This window comes from Terrisphaera buseokensis (genome assembly GCF_047521145.2).
Taxonomy (GTDB): Bacteria; Verrucomicrobiota; Verrucomicrobiia; order Opitutales; family Opitutaceae; genus ER46.
The window spans coordinates 2,865,964-2,883,664 of sequence record NZ_CM134186.1 but is presented as its reverse complement, the minus strand read 5'-3'; the positions used below and the strand labels follow the sequence as shown (position 1 = coordinate 2,883,664).

Annotated in this window: 17 protein-coding genes; 7 read left to right on the top strand and 10 right to left on the bottom strand. The window is 64.7% G+C overall.

Annotated features, from left to right (window positions below):
* Positions 1-38 precede the first annotated feature (38 nt).
* Complete coding sequence (locus ACLJEU_RS10760; protein WP_414665089.1) at positions 39-968, top strand: amidohydrolase family protein; 930 nt, start codon at positions 39-41, stop codon at positions 966-968.
* A gap of 20 nt (positions 969-988) precedes the next feature.
* On the opposite strand, the gene ACLJEU_RS10755 is transcribed toward ACLJEU_RS10760, so the two are convergent.
* Positions 989-2,251, bottom strand: coding sequence for an MFS transporter (locus ACLJEU_RS10755; RefSeq protein WP_414665090.1), 1,263 nt, complete (start codon positions 2,249-2,251; stop codon positions 989-991).
* A gap of 303 nt (positions 2,252-2,554) precedes the next feature.
* Between ACLJEU_RS10755 and ACLJEU_RS10750 the strand changes: the two genes are divergently transcribed.
* Complete coding sequence (locus tag ACLJEU_RS10750) at positions 2,555-3,574, top strand: alpha/beta hydrolase (protein ID WP_414665091.1); 1,020 nt, start codon at positions 2,555-2,557, stop codon at positions 3,572-3,574.
* 201 nt (positions 3,575-3,775) lie between these two features.
* Here the strand turns inward: ACLJEU_RS10750 and ACLJEU_RS10745 are convergent, their stop codons facing one another.
* From ACLJEU_RS10745 to ACLJEU_RS10735, 3 genes are all read right to left on the bottom strand, one after another.
* On the bottom strand, positions 3,776-5,185 hold the full coding sequence (locus ACLJEU_RS10745; RefSeq protein ID WP_414665092.1) for a Gfo/Idh/MocA family oxidoreductase: 1,410 nt from the start codon (positions 5,183-5,185) through the stop codon (positions 3,776-3,778).
* Positions 5,186-5,332: 147 nt separating this feature from the next.
* Positions 5,333-8,266 carry a TonB-dependent siderophore receptor gene (locus tag ACLJEU_RS10740; protein WP_414665093.1) on the bottom strand — a complete coding sequence of 978 codons (2,934 nt, stop codon included), beginning with the start codon at positions 8,264-8,266 and terminating at the stop codon, positions 5,333-5,335.
* A 96-nt stretch (positions 8,267-8,362) separates the two neighbouring features.
* A complete protein-coding gene (locus tag ACLJEU_RS10735) occupies positions 8,363-10,573 on the bottom strand; it encodes a prenyltransferase/squalene oxidase repeat-containing protein (RefSeq protein ID WP_414665094.1) in 2,211 nt (736 codons plus the stop codon).
* Positions 10,574-10,760: 187 nt separating this feature from the next.
* On the opposite strand from ACLJEU_RS10735, the gene ACLJEU_RS10730 reads away from it, so the two are divergent.
* Positions 10,761-12,584, top strand: coding sequence for a sulfatase-like hydrolase/transferase (locus ACLJEU_RS10730; protein WP_414665095.1), 1,824 nt, complete (start codon positions 10,761-10,763; stop codon positions 12,582-12,584).
* Positions 12,585-12,602: 18 nt separating this feature from the next.
* On the opposite strand, the gene ACLJEU_RS10725 is transcribed toward ACLJEU_RS10730, so the two are convergent.
* On the bottom strand, positions 12,603-12,806 hold the full coding sequence (locus ACLJEU_RS10725) for a hypothetical protein (RefSeq protein ID WP_414665096.1): 204 nt from the start codon (positions 12,804-12,806) through the stop codon (positions 12,603-12,605).
* A gap of 244 nt (positions 12,807-13,050) precedes the next feature.
* On the opposite strand from ACLJEU_RS10725, the gene ACLJEU_RS10720 reads away from it, so the two are divergent.
* Positions 13,051-13,278, top strand: a complete 228-nt coding sequence (locus ACLJEU_RS10720) for a hypothetical protein (protein ID WP_414665097.1) — start codon at positions 13,051-13,053, stop codon at positions 13,276-13,278.
* Here ACLJEU_RS10720 and ACLJEU_RS10715 read toward each other — a convergent pair.
* The 5 genes from ACLJEU_RS10715 to ACLJEU_RS10695 all read right to left on the bottom strand — a co-directional run bounded on the left by ACLJEU_RS10715 (position 13,238) and on the right by ACLJEU_RS10695 (position 15,801).
* Positions 13,238-13,708, bottom strand: coding sequence for a hypothetical protein (locus ACLJEU_RS10715; protein ID WP_414665098.1), 471 nt, complete (start codon positions 13,706-13,708; stop codon positions 13,238-13,240). The genes ACLJEU_RS10720 and ACLJEU_RS10715 overlap by 41 nt on opposite strands.
* A gap of 61 nt (positions 13,709-13,769) precedes the next feature.
* Entirely contained in the window at positions 13,770-14,048 is a 279-nt protein-coding gene (locus tag ACLJEU_RS10710) for a DUF4242 domain-containing protein (protein WP_414665099.1), read from the bottom strand.
* 82 nt (positions 14,049-14,130) lie between these two features.
* Positions 14,131-14,346, bottom strand: coding sequence for a hypothetical protein (locus ACLJEU_RS10705; RefSeq protein ID WP_414665100.1), 216 nt, complete (start codon positions 14,344-14,346; stop codon positions 14,131-14,133).
* Between the two features lie 364 nt (positions 14,347-14,710).
* The gene (locus ACLJEU_RS10700) at positions 14,711-15,184 is read right to left on the bottom strand and encodes a DUF2975 domain-containing protein (protein ID WP_414665101.1); all 474 of its coding nucleotides are present in this window, start codon (positions 15,182-15,184) and stop codon (positions 14,711-14,713) included.
* A 215-nt stretch (positions 15,185-15,399) separates the two neighbouring features.
* The gene (locus tag ACLJEU_RS10695; protein ID WP_414665102.1) at positions 15,400-15,801 is read right to left on the bottom strand and encodes a DUF1801 domain-containing protein; all 402 of its coding nucleotides are present in this window, start codon (positions 15,799-15,801) and stop codon (positions 15,400-15,402) included.
* A 176-nt stretch (positions 15,802-15,977) separates the two neighbouring features.
* Between ACLJEU_RS10695 and ACLJEU_RS10690 the strand changes: the two genes are divergently transcribed.
* The 3 genes from ACLJEU_RS10690 to ACLJEU_RS10680 all read left to right on the top strand — a co-directional run bounded on the left by ACLJEU_RS10690 (position 15,978) and on the right by ACLJEU_RS10680 (position 17,693).
* Positions 15,978-16,589 (top strand): IS30 family transposase, encoded by a 612-nt coding sequence (locus tag ACLJEU_RS10690; RefSeq protein ID WP_414665103.1) that lies wholly within the window; start codon positions 15,978-15,980, stop codon positions 16,587-16,589.
* Positions 16,590-16,626: 37 nt separating this feature from the next.
* Positions 16,627-17,112 (top strand): helix-turn-helix domain-containing protein, encoded by a 486-nt coding sequence (locus tag ACLJEU_RS10685; RefSeq protein ID WP_414662711.1) that lies wholly within the window; start codon positions 16,627-16,629, stop codon positions 17,110-17,112.
* A gap of 89 nt (positions 17,113-17,201) precedes the next feature.
* A complete protein-coding gene (locus tag ACLJEU_RS10680) occupies positions 17,202-17,693 on the top strand; it encodes a transposase (protein WP_457795379.1) in 492 nt (163 codons plus the stop codon).
* Positions 17,694-17,701 lie beyond the last annotated feature (8 nt).

Genomic DNA, 17,701 nt, shown 5'->3' with positions numbered 1-17,701 from the left:
GCGCACCCGCCGCCGGCCCCACCCCAACCCTCTCCGCCATGCCCGCCCTCGACCGCCGCAGCTTTCTGAAACAATCCCTCCTGGCCGGCGCCACGCTTTCGCTGGCCGGGACGGCGTCGACCGCCACCGCCGCAACCGCCGCAACCGCACCAGCCGCCGGCGCCGGACCCGGCATCATCGACACCAACGTCAACCTGTTCCAGTGGCCGTTCCGGAAACTCAAGTACAGCGACACCGCCGCGCTCGTCGCGAAACTAAAAAAACACCGCGTGGTCGAGGCGTGGGCCGGTAGTTTCGAGGCCCTCTTCCACAAGAACACGCAGGCCGTGAACGAGCGCCTCGCCGCCGAATGTCGCGCGCACGGCGCCGGCTTCCTCCGGCCGTTCGGCATGGTGAACCTCGCGTGGCCCGACTGGGAAGAGGACGTGCGCCGCTGCCACGAGGAGTTCAAGATGCCCGGCCTCCGCCTCTTCCCCGGTTATCAACCGTACGATCTGTCGCATCCCGGCTTCAGCCGCCTGATCACACTCACCCGCGAGCGTGGACTGGTGCTGCAGATCGTCTTCGGCATGGAGGACACCCGCGTACACCACCCCATCATCACCGTGGCGCCCGTGGTGATCACGCCGCTGGTGGAGGCGTTGAAACAGGAACCCAAGGCGCGCGTGCAGGTGCTGCACTTCAGCGGCAATCTTCAGGGCACCGATCTGCGGGCGCTGATGACCCAGACCAGCGCCACGATCGACATCTCGCGTTGGGAAGGCAACGGCGCCGTCGGTCGCATGATCGGCGCGGCGCCCGGCTCCAAGGAGGTGCGCGTGCCGGTCGATCGCGTGCTCTTCGGCTCGCACGCGCCGTATTTCCCGCTCGAGACGGCGATCCTCAAGCTCGTCGAGTCGCCGTTGGAGGCGGACGCGATCCGCGCGATCATGCAGGACAACGCCCGCCGTCTGTTGCCCGCCGCCTGAGCGCCGGGGCCTTCGTCCGCTCAAGCTCCAGACGTCGCGCGAGGTAGTTTCACCACCCACGCCGCGACGCCGAGCCCGGCCACCACCGCGGCCAGCAGATAGAAGATGGTCGCGTACGAGCCGGTCCACGCGTGCGTCTTGGCGAGCAGCAACGGACCGACGGCCGACGCCAGCACGGTGAGCATCTGCGCGCTGCCTTGAATCCGCCCAAGCTGCGCCCGCCCGAACACCTGCGCCCACACCGTAAAGAAGAGCACGATCACGAAGCCGCCGGAGATTCCCATCACGACGGAAAACACATCGACCTGCGGCACCGTCGTCAGCGAGGGCAGCCCGACCAATGCGCCCGCCAGCAGCACCATCGCGCACGCGAGCAGACCGTTGGTGCTCCATTTCAGCGCCAGCCAGCCGCCGAAGAAATTTCCCACCAGCGAGGTCAGCGCCGTGATGACGAGACTGCGGTGAAAGATTCCAGCCTCGAACCCACGCTCCGCCAGAATCGATTCGTTGAAGAGTCCGATACCCGACGCGATCAGGTTGTACACCGCGCTCGCCAGCGCGAAGACCCAGAAGGCCGGCGTCCGCAACGCCTGCGCCCACGTGAAGCCCGGGCCGATCGCATCGCTGCGCGGCGCCGCCTCGCCGGACTGCACGAGATCACTCTCGCGCGGGGCGCTTCGCACCAGCAGGCCACCGAGCGGCGCGACCACCAGCACCAGACACCAGCCGATCGCGGCCCACGCCGGCCGCCAGCCGTGGGCGACCACCGCGCCGCCGACGACCGGAAACGCGGCCATGAAACCGATGCTGAGCGCGATCGAGTACGTGCCCATCGCGAGACTCAGCCGCCGCGAGAACCACTGGCCCACCATCGTGAGGCTGACGATCGAAAGCGCGTTCTGGCCGAACCCGCGCGACAGCACGAGCAGCGCAAACATCATCGCCACCCCGGCGGTGACGCTCATCGCCAGCACCACGCCGCCGAGCGCGAGTGACACCGCGAGGTACAACCAACGCGCGCCGAATTGATCCAGCAACCGGCCGATCCCGAGACAGAACAACGACCCCAGGAGCGTGGCCCAGAGATTCATCTGCGCGAAGGCCACGCGATCCAGCTGCAGATCCTTGAGCAACGACTCGGTGATCAGTCCCAGGCCCTGCGTGCGTCCGGGCAGCGTGCCCACCATCGCCAGCGCCGCGAGGCCGACGGTGATCCACCCGTAGTAAAACGGGACACGGACGAGCGCTCCGGGAGAGCGGGTTTCAGTGGCGGAATGCGACATGGCAGAGCGGGCCATGAACAGGTCCGGCCGCGCGATCTATTCAAGCTAAACTGCGATATTCCCCGGCAGCGCAGGCGTCCCGCCTGCTCCGGCCACAATGCAGGCGGGACACCCGCGCTCCCCATGTCCAGATCAGCGCTGAACTTGAGTACCGCCGGAAAGCCTTCGCGGCGTGAAACCCGGCGCACGAGGAGCGCCACAACCCCGTCAAACCGCTCGACCGCGGAGCAAAAAACCGGCTCGCTCCCGTCCACCCGCATGAACCTCCGCCCCTCTGCTGCCCTGTCTCCCGTCACCAGTCCCTTGTCCACTACTTCCTGTCCCCGGTCTCCCGTCTCCTGGCCCCCGTCCACTGTCACGACCCTCTTCCGCATCCTGCTCCTCACCTCGGGCCTGTCCGGCGCGCTCGCGGCGCCGACCGACGACGTCTATAAACTCGGCCCCGACTCGCTCGCGCAGGAAGGTGTCCCGAAGGGCACGATCGGACCGTGGATCAAGCTGCCGAGCGAGGCGTATCCGGGAACCTTGCACGACTACTGCGTGTACGTGCCGGCGCAATACAACGCGGCGAAGCCCGCGGCGCTGATGATTTTCCAGGACGGCCAGGCTTTCCTGCACCCCGAAGGCGACTACCGCGTGCCCGCCGTGTTTGACAATCTGATTTACCGGCGCGAGATGCCGGTCACGATCGCCGTCTTCATCAACCCCGGCCGCACGCCGGAACAGCCCGTCGCCAGCAGGAAGGACTGGGGTGATCGCTCGACGAATCGCCCGCAGGAGTACAACGCGCTCGACGACAAGTACGCCCGCGTGATCGTGAACGAACTCCTGCCTGCGCTGAAAAAGCAGTACGCGATCTCCGACCGAGCCGAGGATCGCGCCATCGGCGGCGCCAGTTCCGGCGCGATCGCGGCCTTCACGGTCGCCTGGCACCGGCCCGATCAGTTCAGCAAGGTCCTGAGCACAATTGGCAGTTTCACCAACCTGCGTGGCGGCCATGTTTATCCCGATCTCATCCGCAGCAGCGAACGGAAGCCGATCCGGATTTTTCTGCAGGACGGCCTCAACGACAATCGCGCCCTGCGCGGCGAAGGTGAAAACGCCACCTACAATCCCGAGCGCGACTGGCATGCGCAGAATCGCAAGATGGTCGCCGCGCTGACCGAAAAAGGCTACGACGTGAATTTCACCTGGGGCATCGGCACGCACTCGAACAAGCAGGGCGGCGCCATCCTCCCGGAAATGCTGCGCTGGCTCTGGCGCGATTATCCACGCCCCGACAATCCGCGCGATTCCAGCAACCGCACCCTCTTCGTGCCCTGAGGCGGACTCATGCAGTTGAAGGTTCAAAGGTGAAAGTTGAAAGAACCGGAAGCAGACACAACGACCGTCGATTGGATTCGCATTCAGTCGCGCACCCGTCGGTGGAAACCTGCACGCACTTTAGGACGGTTGGCTGCTGCTGGTGATCGGGGGCTTTCAACTTTCACCTTTCAACCCTCTGGTTCCGGCTGACGCGCTCCGTCACACCTTCCATCCGGAGCGCGCCTTGATCGCGATCAATTGGTTGATCGCCGCGTCATTCGTGACCTTTCCGGCCTTCGCGTCCCACTCGAGCCGCTTGCCGGTCCGCATGGCGACGACGCCCAGCAGCACCATCTCGGAAAGCGGCACGGAATATTCGAAGTTCGATCCCGGCATCGGGCCCGTTTTCGCGATGGCATCGAGCCACTCCTTCATCGGTCCGCCTACGACGCGCGGAATCGTGGCCGCCGGCCGGTTCTTCTTAAACTCCTCCATCGTCGCATTCGGGATCAGTCGCGGGCTGTCGGGGCGTCCACCGGGCGCGAGCAGCGTGTTGGCGCTGCCGAGCATGAGCATGCCGCGATCCGGCAGGCCCGGCTTCTTCGGATCATCCTCCCAGCCCTTCGGCGACGCCGGCTTCTTGCGCGCACCTTCGAGCCACTTGAGCGTGACCGGCGGACGCTTCCCGCGCGCGGGAAACTTGTACGTCACCTCCGCCCACTCCGGGACAATCTCGGGATTCACGTCGCTGACCTCCGCCTCGACCGAGGTCGGCGCGCCGAGATCGAGCGCCCAGAACGGGGCGTCGAGCGTGTGACACGCCCAATCACCGAGCATGCCGTTGCCAAAATTCCACCAGCCCCGCCAGCGCACGGGCGCGAGCGTCTCGTGATACGGCCGCTTGTCGGCGGGCCCTAGCCAGAGATCCCAGTTCAACGTCGACGGCGGCGTTTGCGCGGGCAACGGCAGCGCGTCGGGACGCTTGTAATACGTGGCGTTGAAAGTGGGCGACCACGCGACCACGTCGCGCACCTCGCCGATCACGCCGGCGTTGACCCACTCCTTCATCAACCGGATGCCCTCGGTGGCGCGGCCCTGGTTGCCCATCTGCGAGATGATGCCCTTCTTCTTCGCCGCCTCGCGCAACGCCCGCGCCTCGCCCACGCTGTGGGTAAGCGGCTTCTCCACGTAGACATGCTTGCCACGCTGGACGGCCATCATCGCCGCGGGAAAGTGATGGTGATCGGGCGTGGAGACCGTCACGGCGTCGATCTTGTCGCTCATCTTCGCAAACATCTCCCGGTAGTCCGCGAAGAGCGGCACCGTCGTAAGATCGGCGCACGTCAGCGCCGAGTTCTTCTTCAGCTCGGCGCCCTTCTTGTAGGTGTTGTTGACGAGCGCCTCGTCGACGTCGCACACCGCGACGATGTTCACGCGCGGATCCTTCATCAGCTCCGACACCGCGAACCAGCCGCGATTGCCGATGCCGACGCAGGCGACGTTGATCTTGCTGTTCGCCGCCACGCCCGCCTGCCCGAGACTGAAACGGGGCAGCGTGAACGCGGTCGCCGCCAGCGCAGAGGTTTTGATGAAGTTACGACGAGTCGGGGACAAATGCGGGGTGATCATTATTGGCGTCCAAGGGAGTCCCGCCGCACCGCGATGGCGAATCGAAAATACCGCGGGAGCGCAGCCCTTGGACCGCGACCGCCCCCGGTCGCATTTCAGGAAGCGACCGGGGGCGGTCGCGGTCCCAGGGGAAATTCCACGCACTCTTCAATAATCCACCGACATCGTCAGCCGCCACGAACGCGGTTCGCGTAGATAGATGCGGCGCGCGCCGGAGAAGTCCGCGTTGTAGCGCGCGAGGCTCACCAGATCCGAATTGAAGATGTTGCGGCCGTTGAGCTGCACCCGCGGGGAGGCTTTGTTCCACGGCAGCCGGAAGGGATAACCGACAAACGCATCGGTGAACATCGTGCCGGCCGTGAAGTAATCCTTGCCCGTGCCGCCGGCCGCCGCCGCGCGCGTGTCGGTCTGGCTGAAGGCGCCCGACTGGTAGCGCACCGCGCCGCCGACAAAGAGTCCCTTGAGGCGTTCGTGGAGCGCGGTGCCGTCGAACTTGTAACGCGTCGTGAGCGTCGCCTTGTGCGGAATCGAACCGAAGCCCTGCTCCTGCGCCACGGCGCGGCCGTCGAGTTCGTTGGCCTGGATGGCGGCGATGTTGGTCTCGATGGTCGCCAGCAGCGTGGGATTGCCGGCGGCGAGCGCCCGCCACTCGGGAAACTTCTGGCCGAAGTAAGTGTAGCCCTCGGCGAAGAAATTCTCGCGGTCGCGTTCCGACTTCGAGTAGTTCGCGCGGATCGTCCAGTTCTTGGTCGGGTTCGCCACGAGTTCGACTTCCACGCCCTTGCTCGCCGTGTCGATGATGGCGGCGTTCCAGTTGAACGACTGCGCGTCAACCTGCGCCTGCGTGAGACGGCCGGCGTCCCGCAGGGCCGCGAGAATTGCCAGGGTCTGCGAGCGCCCCAGCGCCTGCGCGTTCAACACCGCGCCGCTCGGCGAAACCGCCGCGTCGCCGACCTGCGCCGTCTCAAAGTAAGTCACACGCGCGAAGAAGCGATCGTCGCCGAGCAGATCGATCATCACGCCCATGTCCGTGCCCTCGCCTTCCGGCGTACCCGGAATGTCACCACGCGGGAGAATGCTGCGGTTGAACCGTGGCGCGCCGCGATTGGTCGATTGATTGTAGAAAATCGAGAAGCGTTTGTGCAAATGCAGCACGGCGCCGGCCGTGAAGGTTTTCGGGTGGACGACGTGACGCTCGAAGCCGGGCACGGCGACGAGTTCGTTGAGCACGTTCTGCCCCGACACGATGCGCGGGTCCGCCGGGTTCGTGATGCGGGCGGACGAATCGTCGAGGTAAACGATGTCGTCCTTGCGATAGCCGAGCGTCGTCGTCAGCCGGTTGTCCAGCCACGAACTTTGCAGCGCCAGCATCAGGCTTTCCGTATCCTTAACCGAAGTGAGCTCTCCGGTGTTGATGAGACGCGAGGTGACCGCGAGGCCGTTGTAGGTGAACGGCGTGAGCGGCGTGTAGAGGCCGGTCAGCGCGTAGGTGGAGAAATCGCCCTCCTTCACGTACGTGCGGCGGTACAGGAGATTCTGCGCGTTCGCCGGATCAGCGACATTGGCCAGCGGCCGGTTCTGCTGATCGACGAGGATTTCGCGGCGCGCGCGCGTGTACTTGTCCTGCACGGCATTCTCGTAGAGTCCGGCCATGCGGTGATTGCCGAACCACTTTCCCAGCTTCAGTTCGTACGCGATCGTGAGCCGCTTGATTTCGTTTTCGGTCAGCGTGCGATCATCGAGCTGGTTCGACTCGAGATAGAGCTGGCCGGCGCGCGGATTCGCGATGGTGCCGGTGCCGCCGGGCGCAAGAATCGTCGCGTTGGGATCGCCGAGGAAATCCATCGTGTTGCCGTTGTACACGAACGAGCGCGCGACCGCGTTGGTCTTGTTCTTCAGGTAGACGCCCTGAACGGTCAGCGCATCGGTGATGCGCTGCTCGACCGAAATTTGGTAGTTGCTGAAATCGCGCCACAGCTTCGTCGCCGGTCCCGCCCAGTTGATGTCGTAGGGGAAGACCGACGGCGGCAGCAGGGTGTCCGCGGTGCCGGGCGCAATATTCGTGCGGAGCTCGTTGCGCAGGTTCGAGACGAATCCGTCCTGGGTGTAGAACGTGAAGCGCTGGTTGGCCTGCAGGACGCCGTTGGCGCCATAGCCCGTGACGCCCCGCGCCGCGTCGATGGTGTCGGTCACGGTGCGACCCGCGGCGATCCAGCGCGTCACCTGATCCGTCGTATTCCACTTCAAGCCCACGCTGTTTTCCACCAGCCCGTCCTCGTAGTTGACCGAGATGGACGTGCTTTTGAACGGCTTGTACGTGACCGAGCCAGCCGCGCGCTTCGCGTCGTTGAATTCATAGTCGCGCCAGCTTTTCGCATTGCTGTAGAGCCCGTTGAACCGGACCGCGAGGGTCTTCGGGATCAGCACGTGATTGAGATCGGTGGTGTAGCGTTCGTAGTTCCACGAGCCGAACACCGCCGCGGCGGAGTAGCGGTTGCGGTTCACGTTGGCCTTCTTGGACGTGAGCGAAACGAGTCCGCCGGCATCGCCTGAGCCGAAGAGAATCGAGTTCGGCCCGCTCGCCACTTCGGCGCGCTCGATGTTGAACAGGTCCTGCGGCGCGGCGTTCTCGACGTAGTCGGTCGAGACGCCACCCGGAATGCCGCGAATGCGAAACGGTTCGCCGCCGGCCGAGCTGAAGTCGCGCGGGTTGTTGAAGCCCGCACCCTCGGAATCGCCGGCGTTGAGCTCGGCGTTTGCCGCATACGCGAGCATTTCGCTCACGTTGGTCGCCGCGATGTCGGAGAGAAACTCCGGCGTAAACGGCGAGATCGACGCCGCAGTGTCCTTGAGGCTCGTGGCCAGCCGGCTGCCCGAGGTGGTGTTCATCGCCTGGTAACCGCTGTCGTCCTCGGGCCGCACCTCGAAGGGCGACAACGTCACGGTCTCGCCGGGTTTGGCCGTCGCAGCCGGGGTCGGCGACGGCGTCACGACTTGCGCCGACAGCAACGTACTCATGAGCGCAGCGGCCAAGGCGACCGTCAGTGTCGCGCGACAAGGGGAATGGGAGGGAGTTTTCATGGCACAGGTAGGGTCAGGTTCGAACACAGACCGAGCCGGGCGCAAAACGTCTCGCCCGAACCGACGGGATGCGTTCGTGGTGGTCGGAAAGGTGGTTCAAACCTTGAACGCGATGGTCCGGGAAATGGTCCGGCCGGTTTCAATCACGCGCACGACCGCGGTCGCCGCGTGGCTTCCCGGCGGCGTGTCGGCTGGCAGCAGGTAATGGTGAGCGTGTTCGTCGAGCAGACCATTGGGCCGCTTGCGCGATTCGAGCACCGGTGCGACCTCGCGATCGTCGACCGAAAGTCGGACCAGTTCGGCGAGCGGCGCCTTGAGCAGGCCCTGCGGCGTGTTCTCCCAGGCGCAACGCACGCGCAGCTTAACGCCCGATTCGGGGCGACCGGCCTCGAGGTGATCGGACGGCGTCAACGGCACGATCGACACCATCGGCCGCGCAATCGCGGGATTGTCCCACCAGCACCACTTGTCTTCCCGTTCGCGCACGAACGCCAGCACCTCGTCCGAACCGCTGTGCATCCAGGTCCGGCCTTTCGTCCAGACATCGTGCCGCACGGCAACGGTCCAGTTTTCCTTCAGCGCCTGCAACCAGCCGTCCCACGTCGGCGCCGTGGCCAGAAAGAGCGTGCGGAAGCCGGTGGTTTGATCGGAGAACCACCACGGCTCCGGACCGTGCGCGTCCTGCAGGCCGATGAACGGAATCCGTCCGCGCCAGCGGTTGAGGAAGGGTTCCGTATTCATGAAATCAGGATTCCCGAAATGATACGTGCTGATCGCGGCAAACCCGCCGCGCTCGACCGAGTCGTCGAGAAACATCCGCACCAGCTCCTCGTTCTCGCCGAACTGCCAGACGAGCCGGCCACCGCCGCGCTCGAGCGGCGCGAGCCGCCGCGTGCGAAACTCCGGCCACGACACCGGCGCCGGTGGCGCGGCCCGCGTGCCGAGCGGCGGCCCGATGTCCGCGCCGAGCGGTGCGACGAGATCACTCGTATGGCTGTACGTGCCGAGGCCCGGGATATCCACCCAGGTCCCGTATTCCTCGTCAGCGGTGAAAAACGTGACCGGCACCTGCTGGGCCGCCGCCAGTTCGCGCACCCGATCCGCCCAACCCGGCTTCCCGTTCTTCGCTCCCCACAGATCAATCTTCAACGCGCGCGCCAGATCGACCGCCTCGGCCGGGCTGCCCGTGCCGTGCGACTCGATCTGAATGCTGTAAACGTTGAGCCCCGGCGGGAGCGACTTCCGTGGTCGCGGCGCGCGCGGCTTGACCGCGCTCAACGTATCCAAAGCGCCGATCGCGGCGAGCGCATCGAGCGCGTAGAACGTCGCCGTCGCGTTACTCGCCCAGCCCGCCCGATCGCCGAAACCGCCGTCGGTGTTGGCCAGTGAATGAATTTGCGCGACGCACGCGTCGCGATCCACCGGCGCCGCGCCGAGCAACTGCAACGCGCGCAACGCCGCGCGCGTGTAGGCGATGTCGTCGACTCCGCCGAACTCCGGGCGCGGGGCGAACGTAAATCCGCCAACCTGGGAGCGCGGACGTCCCGTCCGCTCATCCGCCTCCGGCGGCACGCCCCTGCTCCCGCCGATCTGACACGACTGCAGCCAGGCAACCAGTTCGTCGCGCTTGACGACGTCTCGGCCCAGCACCCGCGCCGCCTGCAAAGCCCAGAGCGTGTTCATCACGTGGCCGTCGCCGCCGTCGGCCGCGGGCGTGTTGTTGAAACTGCCATTCGCGCGCCGGCGTTCCTCGATATAGCCACCAAAGGCACCGGCGAGGCCCGTCGTCGGCAGGCCGAGCAGCGCGTGCGACATCACGACACCCAGCTCCGACTGGAAGATCGGATACCCGTGTCGCTCGTACTGCTTCATGTACACCATCGGCTGCGTCAGCGCTGCAATCCGGGGCCGGAACTCGGCCAGATCCGCGTCGAGCCACGCCAACGCCTGCACCTGTTGAAAGTCGAAGATCCGCCGTTCCTGCTCGAGTTTCTTGAGCGCGCGCGGGTGGTGCGCGCGCACATAGGCGACCAGCGTTTCCCGGCGAGGCGGCGCGATGCCGAGGAGGCGGTACGCGCCGATGACACCGTAGGTGGGCGTGAGATGGGAACTTTCCTGATCGCCCCACGCGTATCCACCATCCGGCCGCGCCAGGGTTTCAAGATAGTCGGCGATGCGACGTGATGACGCCGGCGGCGGATTTGCAGGCGCACCGAAGCCCCGGAGCGGACAGGCGGAGGCGGCGCCGGCGACGAGCGCGAGTTTGAGCAGGGCCCGCCGATCCAACAGGGAAGAATGGTTATTCATCGCACAGGGTTTCCACCAGCACGAGCCCGCGCCGCACCGCGGTCAAGGACCGCGCAGGCGATAACGCGGAATTCACGCGACCGTCACCGCCGCATGGCGCGTCCGCTCCCGCTGCCCAGCACCCGCTGCGGCCGTAGGAATTTAGTTCGAGTCCGGCGGAAAAGTGAAAATGATCCCGGCTCCCCCGATGAAATCCCGTCTCACCGCCGCCTGCCTTTTTCTCGTTGGTCTCATTGTTTCCCTGCACGCCGCGAGTTCCGGCGGTCCCGCCCGCCCGAATATTCTCTGGGTCGTGACGGAGGACAACTCGGCCAACTACTTCGGCCCGTATGGTGATCCCCTCGCCCGCACGCCGCACTTCGATCGGGTGGCCAAGACCGGGATTGTTTTCGATCGCGCCTATTCCACCTCCGCCGTGTGCGCTCCGACGCGCGCGAGCATCATCACCGGCATGTACGCGCCGTCCCTCGGCACGCAACACATGCGGAGCACGGTCACGATGCCCGCGTGGATGCGCTACTTTCCCGCCTACCTGCGGGAGGCCGGCTACTACACGACAAATCGCGCCAAGACCGACTACAACGCCGCGGTGCTCGAAGGCACCTGGGACCAGAACGGCGCGAACGCGCACTATAAGAACCGTCAGCCCGGCCAGCCGTTCTTCGCGGTCTTCAACTTCACCGCGAGCCATGAAAGTTCACTGCACAAGCGCCTGCCGCTCGTCACTGACCCGGCGAAGGTCCAGGTGCCCGCGTATCTCCCCGATACGCCGGAAGTCCGCGCCGACCTCGCGCAGTACTACGACCGCGTGGCGGAAGCCGACCGTCAGATCGGCGACGTGCTGAAGGAACTGGAAGCCGCCGGCCTCGCCGACGACACCATCATCTTCTACTATTCGGACCACGGCGGCGTCCTGCCGCGCAGCAAGCGATTCCTCTACGAGAACGGCACGCATCCGTCCTTCGCGATGAGCTTCCCGAAGAAGTTTCAATCGCTCGCCCCGGGCAAGCCGGGCACGCGCTCGAAGGAACTGGTGAACTGGGTCGACCTCGCGCCGACGGTCCTGAGCATCGCCGGCGTGAAGGCACCCGAATATTTTCAGGGCCGCGCGATTGCCGGGCCGGCGCGCAAGCCGTCTCCGGAATTCACCTACAACTTCCGCGACCGGATGGATGAGCGCATCGATCTCTGCCGGGCCGTCACCGATGGCCGCTGGCGCTACATCCGCAACTACCGCCCGGAGCTGCCCACCATGCAGCACGTCACTTACCTGTGGAACATGTCCGCCATGAGGGAGTGGGACCGGTTGCGGCGTGAAGGAAAGCTGAACGCCGTGCAGTCCTCGTTCTTCCAGCCCAAGCCGGCCGAGCAACTCTTCGACTGCAGCGCGGATCCGGACAACGTGCGCAACCTCGCGACCGAGCCGGCGCACCGCGCCACGCTCGCCCGTTTCCGCGCCGCCAATCGCGCGCACCTGCTCCGCATTCGCGACACCGGTTTCATGCCCGAGGCGATCCTGCGCGAGCTGTCGGGCGCGCGCTCGCCGGTCGAATTCAGCCGCGATGACGCCGCGTATCCGCTCGCACGAATCCTCGACACCATCGACCGGCTGCAGCTGGCCCCGACGCCGGCCACCCGCGACTTGCAGGCGGCCTTGCGCGACCCGCTCCCGACCGTGCGTTTCTGGGGTGCGATTGCGGCGCTGCGTTCTCCGCCCTCGTTCAGCGCAGATTTGACCCCGCTGCTGGCTGACCCGACGCCCTCCGTTCGACTTGCGGCCGCCTTCGCAGTGGCGCGCCACGGCAACGGGGACAAAGCCTGGCCGGTGTTTAGCGCACTGCTGGGCGACGACCAACCGGCGGAGGTCAAGCTGGAGGCATTGAACTACCTCACGAACCTGCCCGCGCGGCCGGCGTCACTGCGCCCCCTGATTGAAGCCGTGGCGAAGGCGCCGTCAAAAGCCGGAGAAAACTATCCGGCCCGCGCCGCCGACTTTCTCCTCGCCCCCTGAGGGATCGGCGGACGGCTGCTAAACCCGCAGACCTAGGAGCCGTGCCGGCAGGAGAAATAAGGCCTTCAAGAACGCGAAGAGCCCTTCGAACACCACGCCCACAAGGCGGAACGGAAGGGCGAGCAACCAGATCAACGGCCAGGCAACCAGCGCCAGCAGCGCGAGCGGCCAGCACAGGACCAACAACACCAGCCAGACCAGAAGCGTGAGCAGCGTTTTCATGGGCGTTCTCCTTGCAAAGGAAGAACCCCGCACTTCGCGCAAAGTTACAGCGTTTCCCGCTCGCCCGCGCCTTCAGTGATCGCCGTGTGAGCGGCCACGGCGTCTCGGACGGCGGCCGGCTCACGGACGTGTTGCCCGCCAGCTGGGCCGACGCCTCCGTCACCATGCGTCCAAACTCGGCTTCCAGGTCGACCCCGTAGAGCTGCGCGAGCACCAACACGCTCCAGAGACAATCGGCGAGTTCATGCGCCAGCTTGTCGGAAGCATCGTCGACCGCACGCCGGCCGTTGTGCGCCATCACCAGCCGCATGAGGTCACCGACATCCACGACGAAGCCCTGCATGACGTCCTCGCGCGTCCAGGGCTGCACGCCGCGGACCTGATTGGCCGCAGCGAAACGATCGCGCAACGCCATAGCCTGGGCGGTCAGTTCAGCGATATCCATGGAGTCGCCGACTCACTGCTGCCGTAGGCGAGCCGCGCCCCGCTCCGACTACGACTTCCGCGGGGGCGCCGGCGGGCGTCAGCGGCACGGGCGCCAGTCGCGGACGCGCTGCCACTTCGACCTTGCGGTGCACGGCCAGCGCGTTGCCGCCGAGCGGCCAGATGTGAAAGCCACCTGTCGTTTCCTCATTGGTCCAAGTGCCCCAGATGCCCTTGTTTTCCCGATAACCGGCATAGGCAATCGTGTGACTGCCGAAATAGGTTTTGGTCCAGGAACATTCGCCCAGCGAGACGTGATAGCGTCCGCAAATTCCAAACAGGCCGATGCCGTCGGCACCTTCGCCGGAGAGCACGCCACCCTGGAACTCCAGGAGAAGATCCATCAGGTAACGCGACCGCTGCTCGGGATAGGTATAGAAACCAATCCACGGACCGGACGGAAACAACGGTTCGCTCATTCGCGGCGGAGACGTCCCGATTGAAAACCGCGTGCTCGAGCGCGAATGAAGCGGCGGCGGATCAGACTTTTTCCGCCGTCGTCGGATCGATCTTCGCCCTCACCTCGGACACGCGATTCGCGGGGAAGCCGCCCTGCCGTGCGTGCTCGCGCACCATCGCCTCATTCGGGGCGATATAGATGCAGTAGACTTTGTCGTCGGTCACGAAGCTCTCGACCCACTGGATTTGGGGTCCGAGCTTGCTGAGGACGCCGCACGAGGCTTGCGAGATGCCCTGCAACTGTTCGCGGGACAGTTTTCCGGCTCCGGGGATTTCGCGTTCAATGACAAATTTGGGCATGGTGATGGGGGTGCAAACAAAGCGACGCAGCGGGACAAGAAGCGTCCCGGTTCTGTCTGACAATCCCCGAATGATGCGTCGATCACTCGTCGCGATGCGTCAGCCACAAACCGGTCGCGAGTCCGGCAAACGCGAGCGTCGGTCCCACCACCCACAGCGGATGAAACGGCATGTGCCAGTGGCCGACGGCCCACCAGATGAGACCGCACTTCACCGCGATCAACAGCCAAGCGCCCGCCACCACCCGACGGGTACTCCGGGGATACTGCGCAACAGCGACGTGATTCGACAGGTGCATGTCCGTACTCTATACCCGACGGTAGATTCGGCTGCGCGCCCCTTGCCCGATCATGGGCGAATCTTGGCGACCACCGCTACGAACCGGCCGAGGTTTCCCACCGTTTCGAGCCACACCCGTCCGTTGCTCAAACCATGAGCCCGACACCGACCTCGCGCGCGGCTTCCGTCTGATGTTTCGGCCGATCGCCGCTATTGAAATGAACGTCGGTGAAGCCCGTGACTTCAGAATTCGCGAGGAACGTTGTACGACTCGCTATCTTGCCCCGCTTCAGATTTGAGCCACGCCGTTGGCTTGCCCCGCCCTCGGCGAGACGGCTTTTCGCCGGCATGTTGTCGACCTGCACGCAGCCCTCTACCAACAGTCAGCCCTCGCTGGCGTCGGACCGACTCAAAGATATTTGCAGGGAGCGTGCCAACATTGCCGCCCCGGCAGCGATGAACATCGATGCAAGAATAACGAAAACGCTCATGACAATCCCCGCCGGCCGGTCCTCCATGTCGCCGAAAATGATGATAAGAAACGCGGCCACCGCCACAAAACCGATGATGGCTATGGCGCAATGCTTGATGAACATCAGCGCATCAACGGTCACCTGAGAGAACGCCTTCGTTTTCCGGACGTGTCCGAACAAGCTGAAAGTCCGATGAAGCGCCAAGAAAAACGGCGCGGACCCCACATACACAAAGGCCAAAAACGGATCGTGGAAATAAATCTCCCCAATCGTGGCGTGGGCGTTCCTTCCCTCCAGGTGAGGCTCCCATAGCATGAGGGCAAGAGTGCCGATACCGATGAGCACAACGGCAATCTGCACCAATAACGCGGAGTAACTTTTCATGGTTTAGCCTTGAGGGCGGTGAGGATGGCGCAGTCCAGTGAATCGAACATGAAGTGGCGATGAATTCCGCGTGAAGTCTGAGTCTGGCAACGGCAGGAGCGCGACCGTGGCGATGCGTTTGGGTGGCGAACGTCAGAGACAAGCCGGGACCACGTCCGGCGTGACCGCGAAGGTGCCGCCTTGGACGCTATTTTGGGGCGGCTTTCCAACTATAATCACAACGAGAAATCCGTGCTTCCACTATTGATGAGCGCCGAAGCTTCGCGAACCAGTTCGAGCGCAGCTTCAAGATTGAGATCGGTGAGACGTTTAAACCGGATGCACGTCTTTCCCACCGATACTTTTCCGAGCCTTGCTTTCGCGGCTTCCGCAATGTGCTCTCCATTCCGGCATCCAGTCACGTAAAGACTAATGTACTGGGCACGACTCGAGAGAGCCACAACGGGGCAATCCCCTTCCCGGCCACTCGCATACTTGTAGTGATACAGACCATACCCGATCATCGTTCCGGAATAGGCCATGTGACGCTTGAGCTGCGGCGCAGCTTTTCGAATCGCTGCATCCAACGATATCAGTTCGGCACGACGCGGCTCGGCGAGCGCTGCGAGGTATGCCACGGGTGTGCCTGGCTTGGAAGATGCGCACATGATCAAAACGCTAAGAGTCACCTTCGCCACCGGCAAGACCCCGATTTTGATTCGGAAGCTGACTCGCTTGGATCCCGTGGCTTAGATTGCCCTCACTTCTTGCTGGGCCACTTGGATTCAGGAAGTAAGTGCGACACTTCTAGCCGATGGGTTATGATCAACTGAGTACGGAGGAAAGATATCAAATCGCGGCGCTGCGGCAGGCGGGGCGTTCGGCACGGCAGATCGCCGAGGAGCTCGGACGCCATCCGAGCACGATTGCGCGCGAGGTGAAGCGCAATGCGACGCCCTACGACGGAGCGTATCGACCCTCGTTCGCGGTCGAGATGACGAACGGCCGGAGAAGCCGCTCGCGCCGTAACCGCCGATACGGGCCGTCCGACTTTGCGGCAGTGGAAGAGCACCTGCGGCAGGAGATCAGCCCCGAACAGGTCGTGGGGATGTTCAAGCGGGACGGAAGGCCGGTCATGAGTCACGAGACGATCTATCTTCACATCTGGGCGGACGAGGCTCGGAACGGAACGCTTTGGCGGCACCTGCGAGGCGCTCGCAAGCGGCGGCGCAAACGCTACGGCCGGAAGGACAGTCGGGGCCGGCTCACCGGTAAAACCATGATCGGCGTCAGACCGGAAATTGTGGCGCAGCGACTGCGGTGCGGCGACTGGGAAGGAGACACCGTGCATGGGAAGGGCAAAGCCTGCGTCCTGACGCTGGTGGAGCGTAAGAGCGGTCTTATACCAACAGCCTCTAACATTTAGACTATACAAGCAGGTCGCTTTGGAGCAGTCCGGGGGCATGGCGAGAACTCTACCGAAACTGGGCGAGGAAGTGGTGGCACAGATTGAGGCGGCGTGGACGCAGTCCCAGCCGGACTGGGCGCGGCGGCGGCTGCTGGTGGTGCGGCTGATCGCGCAGCACGAACTGACGGTGGCGGAGATCATGAAGATTGCGGATGTGTCGCGGCAGACGGTGTTCACGTATCGGGACAAGGTCGTCGCCGGCGGCGTGGCCGCTCTGCTGCAGCGGGGCAAGGCGCCGGGAAACCGGCCGGCCGTGCGTGGGGCCGTGCAAACCGAGTTCCTGGAACGGTTGGCCGCCGGGCAGTTCCGGCGAGCGAAGGACGCCCAAGCTTGGATTAAGAAGCGCACCCGCAAAACCCTCAGTGAGAGCGGTGCCCTCAAGGTGCTGCGCCGGTTGGGCGGTAAGCTCAAAGTGCCCCGCAAGAGCCATGCGAAAAGGATCCCGCGAAAGCCGCGGCCTTCAAAGTCGAACTGCCCCTGAAACTGGAAGCGCTCGCCGGTCCGGCCGCGCGCACCGGACAACCGGTGCGGTTGTGGGTGCTCGATGAGCACCGCTATGGCTTGTTGCCCGTGATCCGTCGGGTCTGGGGCCAACGCGGGGTCCGCGTGCACGCCCCGTATGCGACGCGTTATCAGTGGGGCTACCTCCACGAGGCGCTGGAAGTCGATGGCGCCAACCGCCTGGAACTACTGTTCACCCCGTGCATCGACCAAGACGTGCATGCGCTGTTTCTTCAACAGCTCGGCGCCACGGACCCGGCGGCGTTGCATGTCGTGATCCAAGACCAGGCCGGCTTCCACCTGCCAGTCGCGGATCCGCGGTTGCCCAAGAACGTCCGACTGCTGCCCCTGCCGCCCTACAGCCCAGAACTCAACCCGGTCGCGAAACTCGGTGACCTCGTGAAGGACCGAATCTGCAATCGGCTCTATCCGAGCCTGCGCCGCCTCGAAGATCATCTGCTCGCCGCGCTGCGACCGTGGCGCACCGAGAGCGCCCGCGTCGCGGAGTTGATTGGCCGCGGCTGGCTACTCGACGGCGTAAACGCTGGCGCGCCAACCTAAAGTCTAAT